At 71.0% G+C, this 24,610-nt stretch carries 23 protein-coding genes; 12 read left to right on the forward strand and 11 right to left on the reverse strand.

What is annotated here, in order from left to right:
- Positions 1-32: 32 nt before the first annotated feature.
- Positions 33-1,709 (forward strand): AMP-binding protein, encoded by a 1,677-nt coding sequence (locus tag MQN93_RS01995; protein WP_242708023.1) that lies wholly within the window; start codon positions 33-35, stop codon positions 1,707-1,709.
- A complete protein-coding gene (locus tag MQN93_RS02000; protein WP_242708024.1) occupies positions 1,706-3,298 on the forward strand; it encodes an AMP-binding protein in 1,593 nt (530 codons plus the stop codon). The genes MQN93_RS01995 and MQN93_RS02000 overlap by 4 nt, the downstream gene beginning before the upstream one ends.
- A gap of 39 nt (positions 3,299-3,337) precedes the next feature.
- Here MQN93_RS02000 and MQN93_RS02005 read toward each other — a convergent pair whose 3' ends face one another.
- Positions 3,338-4,105, reverse strand: coding sequence for a hypothetical protein (locus MQN93_RS02005; protein ID WP_242708025.1), 768 nt, complete (start codon positions 4,103-4,105; stop codon positions 3,338-3,340).
- Between the two features lie 216 nt (positions 4,106-4,321).
- Between MQN93_RS02005 and gcl the strand changes: the two genes are divergently transcribed.
- On the forward strand, positions 4,322-6,106 hold the full coding sequence (gene gcl / locus MQN93_RS02010) for a glyoxylate carboligase (protein ID WP_242708026.1): 1,785 nt from the start codon (positions 4,322-4,324) through the stop codon (positions 6,104-6,106).
- A gap of 90 nt (positions 6,107-6,196) precedes the next feature.
- On the opposite strand, the gene MQN93_RS02015 is transcribed toward gcl, so the two are convergent.
- The 5 genes from MQN93_RS02015 to MQN93_RS02035 all read right to left on the reverse strand — a co-directional run bounded on the left by MQN93_RS02015 (position 6,197) and on the right by MQN93_RS02035 (position 10,552).
- The gene (locus MQN93_RS02015) at positions 6,197-6,421 is read right to left on the reverse strand and encodes a hypothetical protein (protein ID WP_242708027.1); all 225 of its coding nucleotides are present in this window, start codon (positions 6,419-6,421) and stop codon (positions 6,197-6,199) included.
- 85 nt (positions 6,422-6,506) lie between these two features.
- A complete protein-coding gene (locus tag MQN93_RS02020; protein WP_016431844.1) occupies positions 6,507-6,818 on the reverse strand; it encodes a hypothetical protein in 312 nt (103 codons plus the stop codon).
- Between the two features lie 380 nt (positions 6,819-7,198).
- Positions 7,199-8,656 (reverse strand): catalase, encoded by a 1,458-nt coding sequence (locus MQN93_RS02025; RefSeq protein ID WP_242708028.1) that lies wholly within the window; start codon positions 8,654-8,656, stop codon positions 7,199-7,201.
- Between the two features lie 122 nt (positions 8,657-8,778).
- A complete protein-coding gene (locus tag MQN93_RS02030; protein ID WP_016431842.1) occupies positions 8,779-9,669 on the reverse strand; it encodes a 2-hydroxy-3-oxopropionate reductase in 891 nt (296 codons plus the stop codon).
- Between the two features lie 25 nt (positions 9,670-9,694).
- Entirely contained in the window at positions 9,695-10,552 is an 858-nt protein-coding gene (locus tag MQN93_RS02035) for a TIM barrel protein (RefSeq protein WP_242708029.1), read from the reverse strand.
- 151 nt (positions 10,553-10,703) lie between these two features.
- On the opposite strand from MQN93_RS02035, the gene MQN93_RS02040 reads away from it, so the two are divergent.
- The 7 genes from MQN93_RS02040 to MQN93_RS02070 all read left to right on the forward strand — a co-directional run bounded on the left by MQN93_RS02040 (position 10,704) and on the right by MQN93_RS02070 (position 16,393).
- Positions 10,704-10,964 (forward strand): YkoF family thiamine-binding protein, encoded by a 261-nt coding sequence (locus MQN93_RS02040; protein ID WP_242708030.1) that lies wholly within the window; start codon positions 10,704-10,706, stop codon positions 10,962-10,964.
- Positions 10,961-11,329, forward strand: a complete 369-nt coding sequence (locus tag MQN93_RS02045) for a helix-turn-helix domain-containing protein (RefSeq protein WP_242708031.1) — start codon at positions 10,961-10,963, stop codon at positions 11,327-11,329. The genes MQN93_RS02040 and MQN93_RS02045 overlap by 4 nt, the downstream gene beginning before the upstream one ends.
- A 145-nt stretch (positions 11,330-11,474) precedes the next feature.
- Positions 11,475-11,987: a 2-oxo-4-hydroxy-4-carboxy-5-ureidoimidazoline decarboxylase gene (gene uraD / locus MQN93_RS02050; protein WP_016431838.1), complete on the forward strand. Its 513-nt coding sequence runs from the start codon at positions 11,475-11,477 to the stop codon at positions 11,985-11,987.
- A gap of 5 nt (positions 11,988-11,992) precedes the next feature.
- A complete protein-coding gene (uraH, locus tag MQN93_RS02055) occupies positions 11,993-12,394 on the forward strand; it encodes a hydroxyisourate hydrolase (RefSeq protein WP_242708032.1) in 402 nt (133 codons plus the stop codon).
- 8 nt (positions 12,395-12,402) lie between these two features.
- Positions 12,403-13,338, forward strand: coding sequence for a factor-independent urate hydroxylase (pucL, locus tag MQN93_RS02060; RefSeq protein WP_016431836.1), 936 nt, complete (start codon positions 12,403-12,405; stop codon positions 13,336-13,338).
- Positions 13,339-13,451: 113 nt separating this feature from the next.
- Entirely contained in the window at positions 13,452-14,831 is a 1,380-nt protein-coding gene (locus MQN93_RS02065) for an 8-oxoguanine deaminase (protein ID WP_242708033.1), read from the forward strand.
- A 194-nt stretch (positions 14,832-15,025) separates the two neighbouring features.
- Positions 15,026-16,393, forward strand: a complete 1,368-nt coding sequence (locus tag MQN93_RS02070; protein ID WP_242708034.1) for a nucleobase:cation symporter-2 family protein — start codon at positions 15,026-15,028, stop codon at positions 16,391-16,393.
- Positions 16,394-16,405: 12 nt separating this feature from the next.
- On the opposite strand, the gene MQN93_RS02075 is transcribed toward MQN93_RS02070, so the two are convergent.
- Positions 16,406-17,221: an AraC family transcriptional regulator gene (locus MQN93_RS02075; RefSeq protein WP_016431833.1), complete on the reverse strand. Its 816-nt coding sequence runs from the start codon at positions 17,219-17,221 to the stop codon at positions 16,406-16,408.
- A 96-nt stretch (positions 17,222-17,317) separates the two neighbouring features.
- Here MQN93_RS02075 and MQN93_RS02080 point away from each other — a divergent pair, with 96 nt between their 5' ends.
- On the forward strand, positions 17,318-18,172 hold the full coding sequence (locus MQN93_RS02080; RefSeq protein ID WP_242708035.1) for an NAD(P)H-binding protein: 855 nt from the start codon (positions 17,318-17,320) through the stop codon (positions 18,170-18,172).
- A 57-nt stretch (positions 18,173-18,229) separates the two neighbouring features.
- Here the strand turns inward: MQN93_RS02080 and MQN93_RS02085 are convergent, their stop codons facing one another.
- A complete protein-coding gene (locus tag MQN93_RS02085; protein ID WP_372504248.1) occupies positions 18,230-21,250 on the reverse strand; it encodes a glycosyl hydrolase in 3,021 nt (1,006 codons plus the stop codon).
- A 149-nt stretch (positions 21,251-21,399) separates the two neighbouring features.
- Positions 21,400-22,830, reverse strand: a complete 1,431-nt coding sequence (locus MQN93_RS02090) for an MFS transporter (protein ID WP_242708037.1) — start codon at positions 22,828-22,830, stop codon at positions 21,400-21,402.
- Positions 22,831-22,975: 145 nt separating this feature from the next.
- Here MQN93_RS02090 and MQN93_RS02095 point away from each other — a divergent pair, with 145 nt between their 5' ends.
- Positions 22,976-23,383: a winged helix-turn-helix transcriptional regulator gene (locus MQN93_RS02095; RefSeq protein WP_016431829.1), complete on the forward strand. Its 408-nt coding sequence runs from the start codon at positions 22,976-22,978 to the stop codon at positions 23,381-23,383.
- 22 nt (positions 23,384-23,405) lie between these two features.
- Here MQN93_RS02095 and MQN93_RS02100 read toward each other — a convergent pair whose 3' ends face one another.
- Positions 23,406-23,828 (reverse strand): acyl-CoA thioesterase, encoded by a 423-nt coding sequence (locus MQN93_RS02100; RefSeq protein ID WP_242708038.1) that lies wholly within the window; start codon positions 23,826-23,828, stop codon positions 23,406-23,408.
- A gap of 77 nt (positions 23,829-23,905) precedes the next feature.
- Positions 23,906-24,538, reverse strand: a complete 633-nt coding sequence (locus MQN93_RS02105) for a hypothetical protein (RefSeq protein ID WP_242708039.1) — start codon at positions 24,536-24,538, stop codon at positions 23,906-23,908.
- Between the last annotated feature and the right edge of the window lie 72 nt (positions 24,539-24,610).

Below are 24,610 nucleotides of genomic sequence, written 5' to 3' on the forward strand. Positions count from 1 at the left end.
GAGGCGAACGACCCAAAAGGCGAGGAGGAGAGATGACGACGGCCACGGAGCTCTTCCGCAGCGCGCGGGACTTCCTGCTGGAGCACCGCGAGGACTATGCGAACGCGTACGAAGGGTTCGAGTGGCCCCGGCCCGAACACTTCAACTGGGCGCTCGACTGGTTCGACGTCATCGCCGAGGGCAACGACCGCACCGCCCTGCACATCGTCGAGGAGGACGGCAGCGAGGTCCGCGTCTCCTTCGCGGAGATGTCCGAGCGCTCGGACAAGGTGGCCAACTGGCTGCGTGACCTCGGCGTCGGCCCCGAGGACCGGGTCCTGGTCATGCTCGGCAACCAGGTCGAGCTGTGGGAGACCGCGCTCGCCGCGATGAAGCTGCGCGCCGTCGTCATCCCGGCCACCCCGCTGCTCGGCCCCGCCGACCTGCGCGACCGCGTCGACCGGGGCCGCGTCAAGCACGTCGTCGTACGGGCCGAGGACACCGCCAAGTTCGACGACGTGCCCGGCGCCTACACCCGTATCTCCGTGGGCGGCCTGCCCAGGGAAGGGTGGGAGCCCTACGAGGACGCCCACGCCGTCGCCCCCGCCGCGTTCCTGCCCGATGGGCCGACCCTGGCCGACGACCCGCTGATGCTGTACTTCACCTCGGGCACCACCGCCCGTCCCAAGCTGGTCGAGCACACCCACACCTCGTACCCGATCGGCCATCTGGCCACCATGTACTGGATCGGCCTCAAGCCCGGCGACGTGCACCTCAACATCTCCTCGCCCGGCTGGGCCAAGCACGCCTGGTCCAACCTCTTCGCGCCGTGGAACGCCGAGGCGACCGTCTTCCTGTACAACTACACGCGCTTCGACGCGGCCCGGCTGATGGCCGAGATGGACCGCGTGGGCGTCACCACCTTCTGCGCCCCGCCGACCGTGTGGCGCATGCTCATCCAGGCCGACCTGACCCAGCTGCGCGGCAAGCCGCGCGAGGCCGTCGCCGCCGGCGAGCCGCTCAACCCCGAGGTCATCGAGCAGGTCCGGCACGCCTGGGGCGTCACCATCCGGGACGGCTTCGGGCAGACCGAGACGGCCGTGCAGGTCGCCAACAGCCCCGGCCAGCAGCTCAAGACCGGCTCGATGGGCCGGCCGAGCCCGGGGTACAGGGTCGAGCTCCTGGACCCGGTGACCGGCGCGCCCGGCGCCGCCGAGGGCGAGATCGCCCTCGACCTCTCGACCCGGCCCGTCGGCCTGATGACCGGCTACCACGGCGACCCGGACCGCACGGCGGAGGCGATGGCCGGCGGCTACTACCGCACCGGTGACATCGGTGCGCGGGACGCCGACGGCTACATCACCTACGTCGGCCGCAGCGACGACGTCTTCAAGGCCTCCGACTACAAGATCAGCCCCTTCGAGCTGGAGAGCGCGCTGCTGGAGCACGAGGCGGTGGCCGAGGCGGCCGTCGTGCCCGCCCCGGACGAGCTGCGCCTGGCCGTCCCGAAGGCGTACATCGTCCTCGCCGAGGGCTGGCAGCCGGGCCCCGACACGGCCAAGGTGCTCTTCGAGCACTCGCGTGAGGTCCTCGCCCCCTACAAGCGCGTCCGCCGCCTGGAGTTCGGCGAACTGCCCAAGACCGTGTCCGGCAAGATCCGCCGGGTCGAGCTGCGCGAGGCGACCGCGGCGGGCTCGGACCAGGAGTACCGCGAGGAGGACTTCCGGTGACCGAACTGTCGTATGCGCACGGTACGAGCCCGACCGTGCTGCTCGGGGACACCATCGCCGCCAACCTGGACCGGGCGATCACGGCCTGGCCCGACCGCGAGGCGCTCGTCGACGTGCCGTCGGGGCGGCGCTGGACGTACGCCGAATTCGGCGCCGACGTCGAGCGGTTGGCGCAGGCGCTGCTCGCGAGCGGGGTCGCCAAGGGCGACCGGGTGGGCATCTGGGCGGTCAACTGCCCGGAGTGGGTGCTGGTGCAGTACGCCACCGCCCGGGTCGGGGCGATCATGGTGAACATCAACCCGGCCTACCGCGTCCACGAGGTCGAGTACGTCCTCAAGCAGTCCGGCATCTGTCTGCTCGTCGCCTCGCTGAGCCACAAGACGAGCGACTACCGCGCGATGGTGGACCAGGTGCGCGGCGGCTGCCCCGAGTTGCGCGAGGTCGTGTACATCGGCGACCCGAGCTGGGACGCGCTGCTCGGGCGGGCGCGGACCACCATGCCGTACGAGGACCTGTCCTGCGACGACCCCATCAACATCCAGTACACCTCGGGCACGACGGGCTTCCCCAAGGGGGCCACCCTCTCCCACCACAACATCCTCAACAACGGTTATTTCGTCGGTGAGTTGATCGCCTACAGCGAGCAGGACCGGATCTGCGTCCCGGTGCCCTTCTACCACTGCTTCGGCATGGTGATGTGCAACCTCGCCGCCACCTCCCACGGTGCCTGCATCGTCATCCCGGCCCCGTCGTTCGAGCCGAAGGCCACGCTGGAGGCCGTCCAGCAGGAGCGCTGCACCTCCCTGTACGGCGTGCCGACGATGTTCATCGCGGAGCTGAACCTCGCCGACTTCGCGGACTACGACCTCACCTCCCTGCGCACCGGCATCATGGCGGGCTCGCCCTGCCCGGTGGAGGTGATGAAGCGGGTGGTCGCCGAGATGCACATGGAGGAGGTCTCCATCTGCTACGGCATGACCGAGACGTCCCCGGTCTCGCTGCAGACCCGCATGGACGACGACCTGGAGCACCGCACCGGCACGGTCGGCCGCGTCCTGCCGCACATCGAGGTCAAGGTCGTCGACCCGGCCACCGGAATCACCCAACCGCGCGGCACCGCGGGCGAGTTGTGCACCCGCGGCTACAGCGTGATGCTCGGCTACTGGAACGAGCCGGAGAAGACCGCCGAGGCCGTCGACGCCGGCCGCTGGATGCACACCGGCGACCTGGCGATGATGCGCGAGGACGGCTACGTCGAGATCGTCGGACGCATCAAGGACATGATCATCCGCGGTGGCGAGAACATCTACCCGCGCGAGATCGAGGAGTTCCTCTACGGCCACCCGAAGATCCAGGACGTACAGGTCGTGGGCGTGCCCCACGAGCGCTACGGCGAGGAGGTCCTCGCCTGCGTCATCCCGCGCGACCCCGCCGACCCGCCGACCCTGGAGGACGTACGCGCCTTCTGCGAGGGGCAGTTGGCCCACTACAAGGTGCCGAGCCGGCTGCGGATCCTGGACGCCTTCCCGATGACGGTGTCGGGGAAGGTGCGCAAGATCGAACTGCGGGAGACCTACGCCGGGGAGTAGAGCCCCGGCCGCCGACGGCACCGAGGTGTGGAGTGCGCTCTACGCCCCGGTGCCGTCCAGTTCGTCCGCCGGGCTGTTGACCGGCTGCGGGGTGCCCGTGAGGTCGAGGACGAACAGGGGGACGCCGAGGGCGTCCGCGCGGGTGCGCGCGTCGGTGGCGTACCCGGCCAGGGAGAAGTACGCGCAGTCCGCCGACTCCGTCATGGCCGTCAGCCACAGGCACTCCACATCCCGCAGCGAGGCCGGGCGCACGGTCGGGTCGACCTGGGCCACCAGACCGCGGGCGGCGATCCCGATGCCGGTCGGGGGCCGCTGGTCGGCCCGGCGGATGTCCTGATAGCCGAGCCAGCGCAGATACACCGCGGCGGCCGTCACCGCGTCCCGGGCGGTGCGGATGGTGACGGGCTGGAAGGGGCGGCGCGGCTTCGGCCGGGCGGCGGTGGTCTCCGGGGCTGCCGCGGCGCGGGGGACGGCGCCCTTTCGAGCCTCAGTGACCTCAGTGACCTCTGTGACTTCTGGGACCTCTGTGCCCTCTGTGACGTCCGCCCGCTCCGTCACGGCGATGCGCAGCACCGTCCCGCACGGGCAGCCCAGCTCCGGGTGCGGCCACTCGTCCAGGCGGCCGCAGGAGCCGCAGCGCAGCCTGATCCAGTCCTCGGCCCAGGAGCGATGGGTGACGGCCGTCGCCGTTCCTCTGCGGTCGAGCGGCGGTGCGACGGGCGCTCCGCACACGCACGGGAACGACGGTGCCGCATAGAGGTGTTCGCGCCGGCAGGCCGGACAGCGCACCGGGACGCTCTCGGTCATGGCCCACATCGTCCTCCAGGCGGCCCCTGCTTGTCCGTGTCTTGACGGCCTTCCCTCACCCACTTACATTGCTTTCAGATAGCAGAAAACAGTTTCCGCAATGTGGAAGTCCGGCTGGGAAATCCGCAGGGCGGAACGATCAGGAAGCCGATACGGAAGAGCTCACCGCGGGGCGCGACGGGAGTGCTAGTCCGACAGCCGAAGCAGGAGTACTCGATGGCACGTATGACCGCTGCCCGCGCGGCAGTTGAGATCCTCAAGCGCGAGGGCGTCACCAACGCGTTCGGTGTGCCCGGCGCGGCGATCAACCCCTTCTACGCGGCGCTCAAGGCCTCCGGCGGCGTCCACCACACCCTCGCCCGGCACGTCGAGGGCGCCTCGCACATGGCCGAGGGCTACACGCGCACGCACCCGGGCAACATCGGTGTCTGCATCGGCACCTCGGGCCCCGCGGGGACCGACATGATCACCGGCCTGTACTCCGCCACCGGCGACTCCATCCCGATCCTGTGCATCACGGGCCAGGCCCCGACCGCCGTGATCCACAAGGAGGACTTCCAGGCCGTCGACATCGCCTCGATCGCGGGGCCGGTCACCAAGATGGCCGTGACCGTCCTGGAGGCCGCGCAGGTCCCCGGCGTCTTCCAGCAGGCCTTCCACCTGATGCGCTCCGGCCGTCCGGGTCCGGTCCTGATCGACCTGCCGATCGACGTCCAGCTCACGGAGATCGAGTTCGACCCGGAGACGTACGAGCCGCTGCCGGTCTACCGGCCCGCCGCGACCCGCGCCCAGATCGAGAAGGCGATCACGCTCCTCAACGAGTCCGAGCGTCCGCTGATCGTCGCCGGCGGTGGTGTCATCAACGCGGACGCGGCCGAACTGCTCGTCGAGTTCGCCGAGTTGACCGGTACCCCGGTCGTCCCGACGCTGATGGGCTGGGGCGTCCTGCCCGACGACCACGAGCTGAACGCCGGCATGGTCGGCCTGCAGACCTCGCACCGCTACGGCAACGCGACCTTCCTGGAGTCCGACTTCGTCCTCGGCATCGGCAACCGCTGGGCCAACCGCCACACCGGCAAGCTGGACGTCTACACGGCCGGACGCACATTCGTCCACGTCGACATCGAGCCGACCCAGATCGGCCGGATCTTCGCCCCCGACTACGGCATCGCCTCGGACGCGAAGGCCGCGCTGGAGCTCTTCGTCGAGGTGGCACGGGAGTTGAAGGCGGCCGGCAAGCTGCCCGACCGGTCCGCCTGGGCCGCCGCCGCGCAGGAGAAGAAGGCGACGCTGCAGCGCCGTACGCACTTCGACGACATCCCGATCAAGCCGCAGCGGGTGTACGAGGAGATGAACAAGGCCTTCGGCCCCGAGACGCGCTATGTGTCGACGATCGGTCTGTCGCAGATCGCCGGCGCCCAGATGCTGCACGTCTTCAAGCCGCGGCACTGGATCAACTGCGGTCAGGCGGGCCCCCTCGGCTGGACCGTCCCGGCCGCACTGGGCGTCGCCACGGCCGACCCTCAGGCGCAGGTCGTCGCCCTCTCCGGCGACTACGACTTCCAGTTCATGATCGAGGAACTGGCGGTCGGCGCTCAGCACAGGATCCCGTACGTCCATGTCCTGGTGAACAACTCCTACCTGGGCCTGATCCGCCAGGCGCAGCGGGCGTTCGACATCGACTTCCAGGTCAACCTGGAGTTCGAGAACATCAACTCGCCCGAGCTGGGCGTCTACGGCGTCGACCACGTCAAGGTCGCCGAGGGCCTGGGCTGCAAGGCGATCCGGGTGACCGACCCGGCCGACCTGGGCGCGGCCCTGGAGCAGGCCAAGAAGCTCGCGGCCGAGTTCCAGGTGCCGGTGGTCGTCGAGGCGATCCTGGAGCGCGTCACCAACATCTCCATGAGCGGCACCAACGACATCAGCAACGTCGTGGAGTTCGAGGAGCTCGCAACAGAACCGGGCCACGCCCCGACCTCGATCAGGCCACTGAAGGTCTGACCCGCCGATCGCAGGCGGGGTTCACCGAGCGCAGACGTAGGGGCGGCCCGTCCGGGGGGACGGGCCGCCCCTACGCGCATGCCCGCACCGTCACACCGCCCCGCAGCTCATCCCGCTGCCACTGCCGCAGGAGAGACCGGGCTGCTCACGCTCCGTGCTGCCGCCCCGGCCCGTCAGCCCCCCGTCCCGGGCGAAGCGGGGCGCGAGCGCCGTCAGCGCCCGGTCGCCGTACAGGGCGACGACGAACAGGATCTCCTCGACCGGCAGACCAGCCCGGCCCACGGGCAGCGGATGCCGGTCGCGCACCCCCGGCACGAGGCCCGCCGCCCCCGTGCCGGCGGGCCTCGCGTGACATGAATATCTCCGTGGGCGGGGGCGGTTGAAGCCCGTTGAACCATGTTCAGAGGTTGATTTGAGGATTGCGTAGACGTTCTACGTCCTCGGTGGTGTCTGCTGCCGGCGGCTCATGGTGTTCGGACAGGCCGGGCCAGTCGTCGGGCCCGCCGCCCTGCCACTCGATGAGCTCGCTGCCCTCGACGTCGGTGACGTACAGGTCGGCCAGCCGCAGGATCTCGGCCACGTCGTCCACGTGCGTGGCGATCCCCAGCGTCTCCTCGCCCTCCGTGACCCGCCGGGAGCCGTCCAGGGCGGGCGAGTGCACCACGATGTGCGGTTGCCGCGCCGGATCTGCCGTGCCTTCTGGATGTGCCATGCCTTCAGACTCCTGCGGAAGCAATCCCTCCGCACCCCGGATGAGCCGAAACGCAGACGGACCGGCGCCGGATGCGGGACCGTCCGCATCCGGCGCCGGCCGGCCGGTGAGGTGTTCGGTTGTGGCCGTCCGGCGGCGCGAGGCTGGGCGCGACAGGACATTCGCGCCGCCGGACGGGGTCTGGGGTACTGCTGACCACGGCTGGGACCGCGGCGGGTGCGACGGAACCGCGGCGCTCCTCCCCTCAGGTCGAAGAAGGAGAGCCCGGGACCTTCACCACCGCACTGGCTCGCACACCGCCGCGGTCCTTGCCTCGCCCGGGCACGTCCGTCCGGCCACCCCTCATCCGGGCCGTCCGGTCGTGCTCGGGCCGTCTGTTGTCAGTCCTCGCGCAGGGCGCGGACCGCCTCCTCCACCCGCCGCCCGTACTCCGGGTCGGCGGCGTGGAAGTGGGCCAGGTTCTTCCTGACCACGTCGTCACGGGTGACCTGCGCGAGACCCCCGGCGATGTTCGCGACCAGCCGCGACCTCTCCTCGGCCGACATCAGGCGGTACAGCTCGCCCGCCTGGACGAAGTCGTCGTCCTTGGTGTGCAGCGGCGCCTCGTGGGTGCCCGTGTGCCCGGTGACGGGCAGCGGGGCGGCCAGCGGGCGGCCGGTCTCCACCGGGCCGTCGTAGGAGTTCGGCTCGTAGTTCTTGGCGTGCCGGCCCTGGGAGTTGACCGCCATCAGACCGTCGCGGCCGTAGTTGCTCGCGACGGTCGCCCTCGGGGCGTTGACCGCCAGCAGCGTGTGGTTGACGCCGAGGCGGTAGCGGTGGGCGTCCGCATAGGCGAACAGCCGGCCCTGGAGCATCTTGTCCGGCGAGGGGCCGATGCCGGGCACGAAGTTGTTCGGGGAGAACGCGGCCTGCTCGACCTCGGCGAAGACGTTGTCCGGGTTGCGGTCGAGGACCAGCCGGCCCACGCGCCGCAGCGGGTGGTCCCTGTGCGGCCACACCTTGGTCAGGTCGAACGGGTTGAAGCGGTAGTCCGCCGCCTCGGCCGCCGGCATGACCTGCACGTACATCGTCCAGGACGGCTTCACGCCCCGCTCGATGGCCTGCAGCAGGTCCGTCTGGTGGGAGCTCGGGTCCGTGCCCGCGAGCTCGGCCGCCTGCTCGGAGGTGAGGCAGCGGATGCCCTGGTCGGTCTTGAAGTGGTACTTGACGAAGAAGGCCTCGCCGTCGGCGTTCGTCCACTGGTAGGTGTGCGAGCCGTAACCGTTCATGTGGCGGTACGACGCCGGGATGCCGCGGTCGCCCATCAGCCAGGTCACCTGGTGCGTGGCCTCGGGGGAGTGTGCCCAGAAGTCCCAGACGTTGTCCGGCTCCTGACGGCCCGTGAAGGGGTCGCGCTTCTGCGAGTGGATGAAGTCGGGGAATTTGATCGGGTCCTTGATGAAGAACACCGGGGTGTTGTTCCCGACGAGGTCGTAATTGCCCTGCTCCGTATAGAACTTGACGGCGAAGCCGCGCGGGTCGCGGACGGCGTCCGCGCCGCCGAGCGAGTCGGCCACGGTGGAGAAGCGCACGAACACCTCGGTGCGCCTGCCGACGCCGCTCAGGAAGTCCGCGTGGGTGAAGCCGGTGACGTCGTCGGTGACCTCGAAGTGGCCGTAGGCGCCCGAGCCGCGGGCGTGCACCACGCGCTCCGGGATGCGCTCGCGGTTGAACCGCGCCAGCTTCTCCAGGAGGTGCTGGTCCTGGAGGAGGAGCGGACCACCGGGGCCGGCTGAGGCGGAGTTCTGGTTGTCGGCGACCGGGGCGCCGGACTCGGTCGTGAGCACGCGCTGCGACATGGGGACCTTCCGTGCGGGGGCACTTCCGTGCGGGAGTTGACGTGTGATTCCGGGCGGCGCCGGTGCCTGGGCGCGACAGGACAGATGTCGGCGCCGGCGCCGCCCGGAAGTTGTCGGCTGCGTCAGAGCTGGGCGCCGGAGAGGCGCTCCACGGCCCGCAGCAGGGCCGAGTGGTCCAGGCCCCCGTCGCCCTGCGCACGCAGGCTGGCGACGAGCTGGGCGACCACGGCGCCGACGGGCAGGGCCGCGCCGACGTTGCGGGCGGCGTCGGTGACGATGCCCATGTCCTTGTGGTGCAGGTCGATACGGAAGCCGGGCTTGAAGTCGCGCTGCAGGAAGTTGTCCTTCTTGCGCGTCAGCACGGTCGAGCCCGCGAGCCCGCCGTTCAGGACGTCCAGCGCGGCCTTGAGGTCCACGCCCGACTTCTCCAGGAAGACCACGGCCTCGGCGCACGCCTGGATGTTCACGGCGACGATCAGCTGGTTGGCGGCCTTCACGGTCTGGCCCGAGCCGTGCGGGCCGCACAGCACGATGGTCTTGCCGAGCGCCTCCAGGATCGGCTTGGCGCTGTCGAAGTCGGCCTGCTCGCCGCCGACCATGATGGACAGCACGGCCTCGATCGCACCGGCCTCACCGCCGGACACGGGCGCGTCCAGCACGCGGATGCCCTTGTCCTTCGCGGCCTTCGCGAGGTCGACGGAGGTCTGCGGGGTGATCGACGACATGTCGATCAGCAGCGCGCCGGACCTGGCGTTCTCCAGGATGCCGTCGGGGCCGTAGGAGATGGCCTCGACCTGCGGGGAGGCGGGCACCATCGTGATGATCACGTCGGCGTCCCGCACGGCCTCGGCGATCGAGCCGGCCGCGGTGCCGCCGGCGGCGGCCAGGCGGTCCAGCTTGTCCTGCTCCAGGGTGTAGCCGGTGACGTCGTAGCCCGCCTTGATCAGGTTCTCGGACATGGGGGAGCCCATGATGCCGAGGCCTATCCAGGCGACCTTGGGTAGAGTGCTCATGAAATGTGCCTTTCGGTAAGGGAGTTCAGCGGGCGGCGCGTGCTTCGCGGGGCAGCCAGTCGAAGGCCTCGGCGCTCGGGCGGTCGCCCGGCTTGTACTCGAGGCCGACCCAGCCGTCGTAGCCCGCCTTCCTCAGTTGGCCGAGGAGCTCCTCCAGGGGGAGCGAGCCCGTCCCCGGCGCGCCGCGGCCCGGGTTGTCGGCGATCTGCACATGGCCGGTCTTGGCGGCGTACCGCTCGATCACCGACGGCAGGTCCTCGCCGTTCATGGACAGGTGGTAGAGGTCCATCAGGAAGCGTGCGTTGCCCAGCCCCGTCGCCTCGTTGACCTTGTCGACGACGCCGATCCCGGCCGGTGCGCTGACCAGCGGGTACAGCGGCGACTCCGGCTGGTTGAGGGTCTCGATCAGCAGGATCGCGCCGATGCGGTCGGCCGCGCGGGCCGCGAGCACCAGGTTCTCCAGGGCCAGTGCGTCCTGCTCTGCGGGGTCGACGCCCTCGACGCGGTTGCCGTACAGCGCGTTGAGCGCCGTGCAGCCCAGGGACTCGGCGAAGCCGGCCGCCACGTCGATGTTGGCGCGGAACCTCTCCGACTCCTCGCCCGGGATCGACAGGGCGCCCCGGTCGGGTCCGGGCAGCCGGCCGGCGTAGAAGTTCAGGCCCGTGAGCCGTACGCCCGCGTCCTCGATCGCCTTCTTCAGCGCGTCGAGTTCGGACTGGTCGGGGGTGGGGGAGTCGACCCAGGGCCACCACAGCTCGACCGCGGTGAAGCCCGCCGCGGCGGCGGCCGCGGGGCGCTCCAGGAGCGGGAGCTCCGTGAAGAGGATCGACAGGTTGACGTTGAAGCGCTGCTCTGCGGCGGTGTCCCAGTCAAAGCCCGGCATCGGCGTCGGTGCTCCCTTCCGTGTAGTGATTCCGTATTACGGAAGTTAGTTTCTGCTTAACGGAAGACTGCCTGTGACCGGGGAGGCCTGTCAAGAGCGTCCGGGCAAATCCACCGGTCTCCGAGGGTCGCCATGGCGTTAGGTTGTGCGCGTGCGATTGAGAGTGGAGTTCACGACCGAGCCCTTCGACCTCGACCAGGCGCCCGCGCATGCGGTGGTCGCCCGTGAGGTCATCGAGGCGGCCGAGCTGGACGCGGTGGACGTCGGCCCGTTCGGCAACACGGCGGAGGGCGGTGCGGACACCGTGCTCGCCGCCGTGGACGCCCTGCTGCGCAAGTCGCTGCAGGCCGGTGCCACCCGCATCTCGCTGCAGGTGAACGTCGTGGGCGCGGCCGGGGAGGGCGCCGAGTGACCGGCACCGGGGACGAGCCGTTCATCACGGCCGTGAAGCCGCTGGTCGACGCCATGGGCGGCGAGATGCTCCCGCCCGACGAGGCCGGCCCGGACGACGTCGTGCTCACCTGGCAGGGCGTCGACGCGGTCGCCGTACGCCTGCCGCAGCTCGCCGACTCCCTCTATCACATCCTGGCCGCGATGGAGCGCAAGCAGGGCAAGCCGCTGGCCGAGCTGGACCGCAAGGCCAAGCAGGAGGTCGTACGGATACTCGAGGCGCGAGGCGCCTTCTCCGTACGGCACGGCGTGGAGACCGTCGCGAGCGCGCTCGGCGTGAGCCGGTTCACGGTGTACAACTATCTGAACCGGGACAAAACCCCCTGATGGTGCGGCCGGGCGGGACCTGAGACGGGTCGATCGCTCTCCCCGCCGCGAATTTTCAACAAAGTGTTGACGGCGTGTTGCCGAGGGCGTTAGCTATCGGCACGCCCGTTCAGCACGACGGCCCACCGCGGCCACGGAGGCACCCGTGACGTCGACTTCCACGCCCCCGGGCCTGGCCCGCCTCAACGCACTTCCGGAGCACGCGGCCCTCGCCGCCCTCCACGAGGTGTGCGCCTCCACCACCTGGGCGCGCCGGCTGACGGACGCCCGCCCCTTCGCCACCGACGAGGAACTGCGCACCGCCAGTGACGCCGCCATGGCCGGGCTGACCGCCGCGGACCTGGCGGAGGCGATGGCCGGGCACCCGCCCATCGGCCGCCCCAAACCGGGGGATCCCACCTCGGCGCGGGAACAGCGCGGCATGGCCGGCGCCTCCGACGAGCTCAGGGCGGAGCTGCTGGAGCTGAACCTGGCCTACCAGGAGAAGTTCGGCCACGTCTTCCTCATCTGCGCCACCGGCAGAACCGCCGAGCAGATGCGCGACGCGGTCAAGGAGCGGATCGGCAACGCACCCGAACAGGAGCGGGAGATCGTCCGCACCGAACTGGGGAAGATCAACCGCATCCGCCTCACCCGACTCCTCGAAGAGGAAGCCTGACCACCATGAGCACCAGCACCACCGCCTCCGTGTCCACGCACATCCTGGACACCAGCGTCGGCCGCCCCGCCGAGGGCGTCGCCGTCCACCTCGCCGCCCGCTCCGGGCGCGAGGCGGACTGGCAGGCGCTCGGCGGCTCCGCGACCGACGCGGACGGCCGGTGCAAGGACCTGCCGGCGCTGCCGGAAGGAACCACCCACGTACGCCTCGCGTTCGACACCGAGACGTACTTCGCGAAGAAACAAGCCGCGGCCCAGCAGGACGCCCCCGCGCTCCGGGACAGCGAGAACGGCCGGCCGGTGTTCTTCCCCGAGGTCACCATCGCCTTCGCGGTGGTGCCCGGCGAGCACTACCACGTTCCGCTGCTGCTCAACCCGTTCGGCTACTCCGTTTACCGAGGGAGCTGACCGACACCATGACCCGTTTCGTCCTGGGACAGAACCAGTACGGCAAGGCCGAGAACCGCGTCGTCAAGATCACGCGCGACGGCGACACGCACCACATCAAGGACCTGAACGTCTCCGTCGCCCTCTCCGGCGACATGGAGGAGGTCCACCGCAGCGGTTCCAACGCCAACGTCCTGCCGACCGACACCACCAAGAACACGGTGTACGCCTTCGCCAAGGAGCACGGGATCGAGAGCGCCGAGGCCTTCGGCATCGCGCTCGCCCGCCACTTCGTGGACGACACCGCGCCCATCCACCGGGCCCGCATCCGCATCGAGGAGTACTCCTGGGAGCGGATCGAGACCTCGCAGTCCGGCGCCCGCTTCGTCGGCGCGGACGAGATCGCCCACTCCTTCGTCCGCAAGGGCCAGGAGACCCGCGTCGCACAGATCACCTACGACGGCCACGGCGTCCAGGTCCTGTCCGGCTTCAAGGACCTGACCGTGCTGAACTCGACCAACTCCGAGTTCTTCGGCTTCCTGAAGGACAAGTACACGACCCTCCCCGAGGACCACGACCGCATCCTCGCCACCACCGTCTCCACCTGGTGGCGGCACAACTGGGACGGCATCGACTCGCACGCCCCCGACTGGGACCGCTCCTACAGCGGGGTGCGCAAGCACGCGCTGCAGGCGTTCGCCGAGACCTACTCGTACTCGCTGCAGCAGACCCTCTTCGAGATGGGCGTACGGGTGCTGAACTCCCGTGACGAGGTCGACGAGATCCGCTTCTCGATGCCCAACAAGCACCACTTCCGCTCGGACCTGTCGCCCTTCGGGATCGACAACGAAGCCAAGGACGGCGCCGTCTACTACGCCGCGGACCGTCCCTACGGCCTGATCGAGGCCACCATCCTGCGCGACGGTGCCGAGCAGCTCATCCCGGTCGACATGACCAACCTCTGAGCCCCGGTTCCCGGCACTCGCGGCCGGAGAGCCCCGCTCCCCGGCCGCGGTACCCGGGACTCCAGGTCCTGCCGTGCCCTCCCCTCGAGTCCACTGAGCGAAAAGGACGCATCATGGCAGCAGCCCGGCGCATCGTCATCGAGAACTGTTCGATCGCCACGGTCGACGCCGACGACACCGAGTACCCGAGCGGCCATCTCGTCATCGACGGCGACCGCATCGAAACGCTCGGCGCGGGCAGGGCCCCCGAGGGCCTGGAGAACGTCGTACGCAGGATCGACGCCACCGGGCATCTGATGACGCCCGGCCTGGTCAACACCCATCACCACTTCTACCAGTGGCTCACCCGGGGCCTGGCCACCGACCACAACCTCTTCGACTGGCTCGTCGCGCTGTACCCGACCTGGGCGCGCATCGACGAGCCGATGGTGTACGCGGCCGCCCGGGGCTCCCTGGCGACGCTGGCCCGCGGTGGCGTCACCACCGCCATGGACCACCACTACGTCCACCCCAAGGACTCCGGCGACCTGTCCGGCGCGATCATCCGCGCCGCCCGTGAGACGGGCGTCCGCTTCACCCTCGCCCGCGGCTCCATGGACCTCGGCGAGAAGGACGGCGGCCTGCCCCCGGACTTCGCCGTCGAGACCCTCGACGGCGCCCTCGCCGCGACCGAGCGGACCGTCCAGGAGCACCACGACACCTCCTTCGGCGCGCTGACCCAGGTGGCCGTCGCACCCTGCTCGCCCTTCTCTGTCTCCACCGAACTCATGCGTGAGGGCGCCGAGTTGGCCCGCCGCCTCGGCGTGCGCCTGCACACCCACGGCTCGGAGACCGTCGAGGAGGAGCAGTTCTGCAAGGAGCGGTTCGGGATGGGCCCGACCGACTACTTCGAGTCCACCGGCTGGCTCGGCGAGGACGTGTGGATGGCGCACTGCGTCCACATGAACGACTCCGACATCGCCGCCTTCGCCCGTACGAGGACGGGCGTCGCGCACTGCCCGTCCTCCAACGCCCGCCTCGCCGCCGGCATCGCCCGGGTCCCCGACATGCTCGCGGCCGGCGTCCCGGTCGGCCTCGGTGTCGACGGCACGGCCTCCAACGAGTCCGGCGAACTGCACACCGAACTGCGCAACGCCCTGCTGATCAACCGCCTCGGCGCCCACCGCGAACACGCCCTGAGCACCCGCCAGGCGCTGCGCCTGGGCACCTACGGCGGCGCTCAAGTCCTGGGCCGCGCCGCCGAGATCGGCTCCCTGGAGCCGGGCAAACTCGCCGACCTGGTGCTGTGGAAGCTGGACACCCTCGCCCACGCCTCCATCGCCGACCCGGTGGCCGCCCTGGTCCTCGGCGCGGCGGCCCCGGTCACCGCGTCGTTCGTGCATGGCCGTCAGATCGTCGAGGACGGACGGCTGTTGCACATCGACGAGGACGCCGTCGCCCGCTCCACGCGCCACGAGGCACAACGCCTCGCGCGGATCGCCGGGCAGGGCTGAACAGCCCGAGATCTCCGGTCGAGGGGGACGGCCCTCGACCGGTAGCCGTGGACCCAGTTCCATGGCGGCCGTCTCCGGGGCGTGCGTGGACGCGCGCGCCCCGGAACGGTCTCCGTCCCGGTCCCCCATGACCAGCGCACCACCTCCTTGACACCCGTGTCAGAGCCGACACGTAACCGACCGGAGGAGCCGCCGTGGCCGCCCACCCCGTTGACGAACGCCTGCCCGCACTCAAGATGGCGACGACCGGCCTGCAGCACGTGGCCGCCATGTACGCGGGGGTCGTCGCCCCGCCCCTGATCGTCGGCGCGGCCATCGGCCTGACCGCCACCGATCTCACCTTCCTCACCGGCGCCTGTCTGTTCACCGCGGGCCTCGCCACCTTCCTGCAGACCCTCGGCATCTGGAAGATCGGCGCCCGACTGCCCTTCGTCAACGGCGTCACCTTCGCCGGTGTCGCCCCCATGACCGCGGTCGTCGCCTCCACCAAGGACAAGTCCGACGCCCTGCCCATCATCTTCGGCGCGGTCATCGTCGCCGGCCTGCTGGGCTTCGTCGCCGCCCCCTTCTTCAGCAAGGCGGTCCGCTTCTTCCCGCCGGTCGTCACCGGCACGGTCATCACGCTGATAGGCGTGTCCCTGCTGCCCGTGGCCTTCGGCTGGGCGCAGGGACCCGACCCCGCCGCACACGACTACGGTTCGGCGACCTACCTGGGTCTCGCGGCCACCACCCTGGTGATCGTGCTGCTCCTGCGCCGCTTCACCCGCGGCTTCGTCAAGCAGATCGCGGTCCTGCTCGGCATGGTCGCCGGCACGCTGATCGCGATCCCCTTCGGCGTCACGGACTTCGGCCCGGTGGCGGACGCGGACGTGGTCGGCTTCCCGACCCCGTTCCACTTCGGGGCGCCGCAGTTCCAGCTCGCCGCGATCCTCTCCCTGTGCGTGGTGATGGTGGTCTCGATGACCGAATCGACCGCGGACATGCTGGCGCTGGGCGAGATCGTCGAGCGCCCGGCGGACGAGCGGACCATCGCGGCCGGGCTGCGCGCCGACACCCTCGGCTCCGCCCTCAGCCCCTTCTTCAACGGCTTCATGTGCAGCGCCTTCGCCCAGAACATCGGCCTGGTCGCCATGACGAGGATCCGCAGCCGCTACGTCGTCGCCACCGGCGGCGGCTTCCTGGTCCTGATGGGCCTGTGCCCGATGGCCGCCTCGCTGATCGCCGTCGTACCGCGCCCCGTGCTCGGCGGCGCCGGCGTGGTGCTGTTCGGCTCGGTCGCCGCCAGCGGCATCCAGACCCTGGTCAGGGCGGGCCTGGAGAAGGACAACAACATCCTGATCGTCGCCGTCTCGCTCGCCGTCGGCATCATCCCCATCACGGCACCGGACTTCTACCACGCCTTCCCCGAGACCGCCCGGATCGTGCTGGACTCGGGCATCTCCACCGGATGCGTGGCGGCGGTGGTGCTGAACCTGGTCTTCAACCACCTCGGCGGAAACCCCGACGAGCAGGACCTCACCCGGCCCGCGAAGACCGGCGAGCAGATGGCCGCCGTCCACTGAACCGGCCGCGCGTCAGACGCGGCTCGCGACCCACGCCTGGCGGACCGACGCGCAGGGCGTGGCCTGCGGCAGCCGGCCGGTGAAGTACGAGCGGGGCGGTACGCCCATCAGGGTGCGGAAGTCGGACGTCATGTGGGACTGGTCGTAGTAGCCGGTCGTGGCGGCGAGTTCGGCCCAGGAGCGGGTGGCGGCGTGGTCCAGGACCGTGCGGACGCGGTTGATCCGGGCGTAGTGCTTGGGGGAGAGGCCGACGCCCTCGGCGAACAGATTGCGCAACTGGCGCTCGCTGACGGCGAGTTCACGCGCCACGCCGCCCACCTGACCGGGGACGTGCCCGGCCCGGACCGACAGCGCCTCGACGCCCGCCCGCAGCAGCTCGGTGCGAGGCCGGTCCGCGGTGGCCGCGAGCCGCTCGGGCAGCACGTCCGCGAGATGCTCCATCGCCTCTTCGGGCGTCAACCACCGCAGCTCGTCGGCGAGTTGACGGGTGCCCGGTCCCGGCAGGTCGCCCAGCGGCACGGCACGCCCGACGAGGTCCACGGCCGGGATGCCGAACAGCGGGCGGACGGTGCCGGGCGCGAGCCGTAGCTCGGTGCAGGACACCCGGCGCTTGCCGCGGTGGTACGAGGCCCGGGCCCGCGGGCCGACGACCAGGGCACTGCGGGCGCCGTGCTCCCCGGTGCGCACCACCACCCGGGTCGCGGCCTCCGGCAGATGCACGAACGGCTCCGTCGGCCGGTCACCGATCGACACGGACCCGATGCCGGCCACCCAGGGGCGCAGCACCTCGGGCGTGGGCAGGACCTCTTGGAACAGGGCGTTCGTCACCCCTCCACCGTAAGCGCGCCGCAGGTGCCACCGGGCCCCGCAACCGTGCCGGAATTTCCAAGAGATCCAGGCCGTGCACCACCCACCGTGGCCGGCATGATCCTAGTCACCGGTGCCACGGGCACCATCGGAAGTGAAGTCGTACGACAGCTCGTCGCGCGCGGCGAGAAGGTCCGCGCCCTCAGCCGGGACCCGGAGAACGCGCGGCTGCCCGCGGGTGTGGAGGCCGCCCGCGGACACCACCGCGACCGGGCGTCCGTCGAGGCGGCCATGGCGGGCGCGGAAGCCGCCTTCCTGGTGGGCGTGTTCGGGCCGGACGACGCGGAGAACGACCGCGGTCTGGTCGAGGCGGCCCGGTCGGCGGGCGTACGGCGGATCGTGAAGCTCTCCGGGATCGGCACCGGCGACCCCCGCCTCGGCGTGTTCGGGACCTGGCATCTGCACGGCGAGCAGGCCGCCCGCGACAGCGGTCTGGAGTGGACGATCCTGCGGCCCTCCTCCTTCGCCTCCAACACGCTCATGTGGGTCCCGGCCGTACGGGAGGGCTCGCCCGCGCCCAACCTGATGGGCTCGGGACGGCAGGGTGTCGTCGACCCGCGAGACGTGGCCGAGATCGCCGTGGCCGCGCTGCTCGACCCACGGCACTCGGGGCGTACGTACACCCTGACCGGACCGGAGACGCTCAGCGCCCACGAGCAGGCCGCCGTTCTGGCCGACATCCTCGGCCGCCCGGTGCCGCTGCACGACGTGTCGCCGCAGGAGCGCCGGGAGCAATTGCGGGCCGCCGGGCTGAGCGAGCACTACGCGGACGGCCTCATGGTCACCACCCGGTTCATCCAGGAGGGCGGCAACGACGTCGTCACCGGGGATGTGCAGGACCTGCTGGGCCGCCCCGCGCGGACCTACCGGCAGTGGGCCGAGGACCACGCGTCGGCGTTCGCGCGGGACTGACGGGGGCGGCCGTGCGGCTGCGGACGGCGCGTCCGAGTGCCGCACGGCCGCCGGTGCTCAGGCCACGGTGCGCTGGACGTACGGCACCAGTTGCACCGGCCCGACCAGGCCGTACGCCTGCCGGGCCGCCGTGCCGAACACCGCCGGGTTGCTGACGCGCAGCCGGTTGAACAGCGGTGTGGCCACCTCGATCTCGAGGGTGTTGGCGCCCTTGCGCAGACGGCCGCCGAGGTCCACCACGGGGTTGACGCGGTCGACCGGGTCCAGCCGGACGCCGTTGACCGTGACCCGGCAGGTGTCGGTGACGCTGCCGAGCCGCAGCAGCGCGCCCGTCGCGGAGGACCAGCTCTTCGGCAGCGTGACCGTGGTCCGGTAGGTGCCGATGCCGCCGACGTCGGCGAGCTCCGGGATCTGCGACCAGGGCAGCAGGGCGTCCAGGGTGAGGCTGTGCCGGACCACCTCGGTGCTGGTGGCGTCGGCGCCGGGCCGCCAGTCGTCGACCGAGAGCGTCCAGCGGTCCGGGGTGACGGCCGCCGGCACCTCGGCGACCTTCGTGGTGACCTTGCGCCCGGTGGACAGCGTGGTGGTGAAGGTGCCGGCGGCCGAGGCGCGCACGGCCAGCCTGCCGCCCGTGAACAGCGCGTCGTCCGCGTCGGTGGCGACGGCGTGCGGACGGTTGCCGTCGCGGTTGCCGAACAGCCCCGGGCGGCCGAGCGCCACCACCAGCGTCTCGCCCGGCTGCAGCGTCACCCGGAACGTGAACGCGTCGCCGTCCCGGGTGTACCGGGCGAGCCGGGTGACCCGCCCGGACCACGGGTCCAGCAGATACGGCACCGTGCCCGCGCCCCCGCGCACGGTGCTGCGCAGCGTCACGTCGTGGTCGATGGCGGCGACGGGCGGCTTGACGGTCTCGGCGTGCTTGCCGTTGCACAGATAGTAGAAGTCGGCGTCGTCGGTGACCCGGTGGGCGTTCAGCAGGGTCGAGGACACCGAGTAGGAGACGTCCGAGGTCACCCCGAGCTCCGCGAACGCCGCGCCGACCAGGGTCTTGTCGGTGACGTTGCGGACGTTCGGCAGGGCCAGCAACTCCGCTGTCAGTGCCCGCAGTTCGTCGGTCTCGCCGTCGTCGGGCAGGCCCGGCGTCAGGGCCTGGCCGAAGGCGCCGAGCAGGACGGTGGGCAGTCCCGCCCGCGCGAACTTCAGCAGCTTGCGGGCGTCGTCGAGGGACAGGGTGGGCGTGGAGCCGTAGAAGAAGTCGCCCTCCAGGAACAGGGCCTTGTAGGCGGGGCCGTCCGGGGCGAGGCGCTTGCCGGAGACCTTGGCGTTCGGCAGGTCGAGCAGCGGGCCGCTGAGGAACTGGTGGGTCCAGCCGAGCGGGACGCCCGTCGAGGTCAGCCAGGACGCGCCGATGCCGGTCGCGGTGTAGCCGGTCTGCCGGAAGACAGCGACGTCCGCGCGCACGGTGCCCGACTGCAGCACCTGCTGGACGCGGCCGATGTAGCCCGCGACGTCGGCCACATGGTGCCAGGTGGGCTGCCTCGGCCCCCACGACTCGCCGTACCCGGGCGCACCGCTGTACGGGCTGAACGCGGCGAACCCGGGCCAGCTGACGCCGGGCGCGGTGGCGTAGGAGAAGCCGTGGATCACCGTCTGGTTGACGCCCGCCGCGTACGCCCCGCCCATGGTGCGCAGGAACTTGTCCCAGGTGGTGTTGTAGGCGCCGCCCGCGTACGCCCCCGACTCGCAGGACAGCACGCGGCTGCCGGCCATGTCCCGTCCGCCGGCCAGGCAGCGGTAGTCGTCGAGGTTCTTGAAGCCGAGCGACTCGCCCTCGGGGATGTCGAGCACCGCCGCCGAGGCGATGGCGTCGGTCTGCAGACCGTACGGCTGCGAGCGCAGCTTCATGCCGTGCCCGTGGGCCCACTTCTTCAGCGCCCCGAGGTGGTGCTCGTTGAACAGGTTCGAGACGGTCTCCCAGAAGTCGTGCCGGATCTCCTGGGTGAGCCGCGCCTCGAAGGCGAAGACCTGGTTGCTGTTGTCGAGGATCACGGCGGGCAGATACGGCAGCAGGTCGCGCCCGGTGTGCGCGCGGAAGGCGTCGGGCAGTCCGGGCGTCCACTGCAGGCCCTTGCTCTCCAGCTCCACGGAGTCCTCGAAGAAGGCACCGCCCGCGGCCTTCAGCAGCTTGCGCAGGGTGGAGTCGAGGATCGCGGTGTCCCAGTAACGGGTGACGGCGGCGGTGCCGGCCGCGCTGAAGTGGTCGATCACATAGGCGGCGGGGGAGGAGTGCGGTCCGGCCTCGGGCTGCTGCCCGGAACCCCGCTGCCAGTACGACAGGACCACCCAGGTCCCCGAGTCGGGCGGGGTCCAGCTCAGGTTGCCGTCGGCAACGCGGTTCGTGAGGTCGGTGACGCTGTCCACGTCCAGGCCGGTCGCCTTGCCGCTGGAGTAGGCGGTGTCGACGCGGGCGGCCTGCACCGCGAACAGCTTCTGCACGGTGACGCCGGAAGCGGGCGCGTAGACGGGGGCGGGCACCGGGCCGTCGAAGGCGGCGCCGCCGGTCAACGTGGCCTTTCCGTAGGCGAGTTCCTTGACCGCGGCCTCGTCGTCCGGGGTGACGCCCGGCACGGCCACCGGCCAGCTCGGGCCGAGCGTGAGATCGACGGTCAGCCCGCGTCTCGCCGCCTGTCTCAGCGCGGCCTTCACCCCGTCGCGCCAGGGGGCGCTGCCCCACCCGTGGTGCGCGGTGTCCAGCACCGAGGTGTCGGAGATGCTGTGGTGGACGGCCGCGATCTCGGCGCCGCCGAAGCCCGCGTCGGCCATCTGGTCGATCTCCCGGGCGATCTCGGCCGGGTCCACCAGACCGTCCGGCCACCACCAGCGGAACTTGGGCCGGACCGCCCGCGCCGGTGCGGCGAACCAGCTCGCCGTGGGTGCGGATCCCGCCGAGGCGGACGCCGCGGGGGAGGCGGCGGCCTCGGCCGCCGGGCCGAGCGCTGCGAGAACACCGGTCGTCAGACCGGCGGCGAGCACCGACCGCCGTGTCATACCGCCACGGCGCGGGTGGGTTTCGTGCATGGTTCAGCCCCAAGTGGTCACGGGTGAGCGTGTGTTGAATCGTTTCAACCGCCACGGATGCCGGAACGGTAATTCGGCATACCAAGTGAGGTCAATAGGGGCGACAACGATTCAAAGCATGATGTCGACCGGTGCATGATGTCGGTCGGTCAGCTCTTACGGCTGCGCAGTGCGGTCGCCGCCAGGACGAGCGCCGCCAGCGCCACGACCGTCGCCACCCGGAACGCCAGCCGGTATCCGTCCGCCGTGGCCGGAACCAGCTCCGCGCCGCGGGCGAGCAGGCCGTCGGTGCGGCTCGCCGCCAGTGTGCTCAGGACCGCCAGACCCAGTGAACCGCCCACCACCTGCGTGGTGTTGAAGAGCCCCGACGCCAGCCCCGCGTCCTCCTCGCGCGCACCGGACATCGCGAGCCCGGTCAGCGGGGGCATGGCGGCGGCGAACCCGGCGGCCAGCAGAAGCATCGGGAGCAGTACGTCGGTGACGTAGGAGCCGTGTGCGGGGGCGCGGCTCAGCAGTGCCATGCCGCCGGTGATCAGTACGAGTCCGGCGAGCAGCACCCGGTGGGGGCCGAAGCGGCCGATCGCCCGCGCGGACAGGCTCATCATGAGGACGCCGATCGCCACCGGCGCCGGGAGGAAGGCGAAGCCCGTGGTCAACTCGTCGTAGCCGAGGACGCGTTGGAGGTAGAGCGCGCCGATGAACTGGAAGCCGTACATCGTCGCGATCATCAGGATCTGCACGCAGTTCGCGCCGGTGAGCAGCCGCGAGCGGAAGAGCCTCGGGCGCAGCAGCGGGCGGGCGGTGTGTGCCTGGCGGAGGGCGAAGGCCGCGAAGAGGGTGAGGGCGAGCGCGGTGAGGAGCAGCGTCGCGGGGGTGCCGCGGCCGCCGGAGCCGACGATGACGTAGACCGTCAGCATCAGCGCGCCCGTGACCAGCGCCGCTCCCGGGTAGTCGGCGCCGTCGCGGAGTCCGGTGCCGCGCTCCGGAACGAGGATCCGCAGCGCCGCCAGCCAGGCGACGACGCCGATCGGCAGATTGATCAGGAAGATCCAGTGCCAGCTCAGCAGCTGGGTGAGCGCGCCGCCGAGGAAGGTGCCCAGCGTGGCGCCCACCGAGCCGACCGCGCTGAACACCGCGATGGCGCGGGCCTGTTCGCGCGGCTCGGGGAAGAGTGCCACCAGCATGCCGAGCACCACCGCCGAGGCCATCGCCCCGCCGGCGCCCTGCACGGCCCGCGCGGCGATCAGCAGGGCCTGGCTGTTCGCCGTCCCGCACAGCACGGACGCCGCGGTGAAGACCGCGAGCCCGGCGGTGAACATCCGTTTGCGGCCCAGCAGGTCGCCCAGCCGACCGACCAGCAGGAGCAGTCCGCCGAACGGGATCAGATACGCGTTCACCACCCAGGCGAGGCCCGCGCGGCTGAAGCCGAGGTCGTTCTGGATGGCCGGCATCGCCACGGTCACGATGGACCCGTCCAGAATCGTCATCAGCGCCCCCGCGCACAGGACGATCAGGGAGGCCCAGCGGGAGTACGGACGCGCCGGTGGTCTCACGGGTGACTCGGTCCGCGTGGTGGACATGGCTGCACGGCCTCCGCGTTCTCTACGGGTTCCCTACGGGGTTCCCTCGGGGATCTGCATGGGCTCAAGTCGTGCCCTTGGTGCACGACTTGTAACGGAGACCATCGTGAGTGACCATGAAGGTGTGCCGTAAGGAGGCAGTCCGATGTCCCAGAGGAACACCCGTGTAACCGTCCAGGTCGTGAACGCGGACGCCTGCCCGGTCCGCGAAGTTCTTGACAGGGTCTCCGGCAAATGGAGCGTCCAGATCCTTGTCGCCGCGGCCCACGGGCCCATCCGCTTCACGGAGCTGGAGCGCAGCATCGAGGGCATCAGCCGCCGCATGCTGACCCTCACCCTGCGCAACCTGGAACGCGACGGCCTCATCACCCGCACCGTCCACCCGACGGTCCCGCCCAAGGTGGAGTACGAACTCACCCCGGTGGCCCGCGAGTTGCACGAGACCCTGCAACGCCTGACGAACTGGGCCGAACGCAACCGCGTCTACATCGCCGAGTCACGGGCGGCGTACGACGAGGAGCACCGGCCTGACGGGGCGGGGGCTGACGCGTAGGTTCGGCGGCAGCCCCGCCCGCTCAGAACCCGAACACCCCCGGATCCGTGGCCATTTCCTTGAAGTAGCGCTGCGGTTCGGGCAGCAGGCGGCGTTCCTCGAGGTCCATGAGGCCGCCGACCGCGGTGATCTCCGCCGCGACGGTGCCGTTCGTCTTGCGGATCGTCTGGTGGATGCGGAACGTCTTGCGCTCGCCCCAGATGAAGGCGCAGGTGACCTCGACCTCGTCGCCCGCGAGGAGTTCGCGGCGGTAGCGGATGGTGGTTTCCAGGGCTACCGGGCCGACGCCTCTGGCTATGAGTTCCGCCTGGCCTATTCCGGCCGCGCGCAGTAACGACCAGCGTGCGTGTTCGGCGTAGTTGAGGTACACGGCCTGGTTCAAGTGGCCCTGCACGTCGGTCTCGTATCCACGGACGGTCACCGGGACGGAAAACGGCTCGCTCACTTCGTTCCCTTCTCGCACTGGACTCTCGCACTGGACTGTCGTGCCTGCTGCAATGATCACCGATCCTGACATGCTCATCACGTCCGGCGCGGGGATGCCAGCAGATATCGGTTCCCGGTGCGCGGCTCCGTGTGCTCGCCCACCTGCCAGCCGGCCCGTTCCAGGGTCGTCGCGCAGGCCCGCCGTGCCTCGGCCGCCGCCTCGTACACGGCGACGGCCTCGGGCTGCGGCGTCGCGCGCACCCGGTAGCCGTCGGCCGGTTCCGCCCCGGACGGGCGATGGCCCGCCGCCTCCAGCGCGAGCGCGGCCGCCTGCACGAGATGTGTGCGCTCCCAGGCGCACGGCCGGTCCGTGGCACCGTCCGGATTGGTCATCCGGCGCAGCTCCAGCAGCCCCTGCCAGGCGCTGTGCACCTCACGGGCGCGGGCGGGCCCGCTCTCCGGTGCCTGCTCCTCACCCCCGACGCGCGCGGCGAACGCCCCCGCCGCCGTGGGCGCGGCGGGCTCGGGCGGCGGCTGCACATCGGCCCCCTCCCGTATCCGATGCCCGGCCGGGGTCAGGAAGTGGTCGTGCGGCGGGCGCGGGTGTCGGAAGGCGAGCCCCCGCGCGACCAGCGCCGCGAGCTGCGCGTCCGTGCCTTTCAGCTGCCCGGTGACGGGATCGGCGGCGTCGATGACACGCCGCTGGGCGGCGGTCGGCGGTCGTGCCACGGCGTGCTCCTTCCCGGCGGGCTCGCTCGCCCCGGCGCGCGATGCTCGTGCCGACACCTGCTCGGAGCGGGG

It is taken from the genome of Streptomyces spinosisporus (genome assembly GCF_022698145.1).
GTDB lineage: Bacteria > Actinomycetota > Actinomycetes > Streptomycetales > Streptomycetaceae > Streptomyces > Streptomyces spinosisporus.